The organism is Salinisphaera japonica YTM-1 (assembly GCF_003788585.1).
In the GTDB taxonomy this organism is placed as follows: Bacteria; Pseudomonadota; Gammaproteobacteria; order Nevskiales; family Salinisphaeraceae; genus Salinisphaera; species Salinisphaera japonica.
In genome coordinates this window covers 1-970 of sequence record NZ_AYKG01000061.1, presented here as the reverse complement: position 1 = coordinate 970, position 970 = coordinate 1, and the positions used below count along the sequence as shown (strand labels likewise).

Sequence of the window (970 nt, the reverse complement as noted above, 5' to 3'; positions counted from 1 at the left end):
GTTAAACCGTGATCTTGGTCACGACGCCCGCACCAACGGTGCGGCCGCCTTCACGAATGGCGAAGCGCAGGCCTTCTTCCATCGCGATGGGGTGGATGAGCTCGACGTTCATCGTCACGTTGTCGCCCGGCATCACCATCTCGGTGTCAGCCGGCAGCTCGCAGGCGCCGGTGACGTCGGTGGTCCGGAAGTAGAACTGCGGACGATAGCCCTTGAAGAACGGGGTATGACGACCGCCCTCTTCTTTCTTCAGGACATACACTTCGCACTCGAACTGCGTGTGCGGGGTGATGCTGCCCGGCTTGGCCAGCACCTGGCCACGCTCGATGTCTTCTCGCTTGGTGCCACGCAGCAGCGCGCCGATGTTGTCGCCGGCCATTCCCTGGTCGAGCAGCTTGCGGAACATCTCGACGCCGGTGACGGTGGTCTTGGTCGTGGCGTTGATGCCCACGATTTCGATGTCGTCACCCACGTTGATGATGCCACGCTCGACGCGACCGGTGGCCACGGTGCCGCGACCGGAGATGGAGAAGACGTCTTCAACGGGCATCAGGAAGGCGCCGTCCACGGCACGCTCCGGCTCGGGGAAGAAGTCGTCCATGGCACGCACGAGCTTGGCGATCGACTGTGAGCCGTGCTCGCCTTCGTCGCCGTCCAGCGCCTTGAGTGCGGAGCCAACGATGACCGGGGTGTCATCACCCGGGAAGTCGTAGGCGTCCAGCAGTTCGCGCACTTCCATTTCGACGAGCTCGAGAAGCTCTTCGTCGTCGACCATGTCGGCCTTGTTCAGGTACACGACGATGTGCGGCACGCCCACCTGACGCGAGAGCAGGATGTGCTCACGGGTCTGGGGCATGGGGCCGTCTGCTGCCGAGACCACGAGGATCGCGCCGTCCATCTGGGCGGCACCGGTGATCATGTTCTTGACGTAGTCGGCGTGGCCCGGGCAGTCCACGTGGGCGTAGTGGCG

General features: G+C 64.0%; 1 protein-coding gene. It reads right to left on the bottom strand.

The features are described 5' to 3' along the window. Position 1: 1 nt before the first annotated feature. The coding region (tuf, locus tag SAJA_RS13695; RefSeq protein WP_123659237.1) for an elongation factor Tu at positions 2–970 on the bottom strand (969 nt) is incomplete at its 5' end.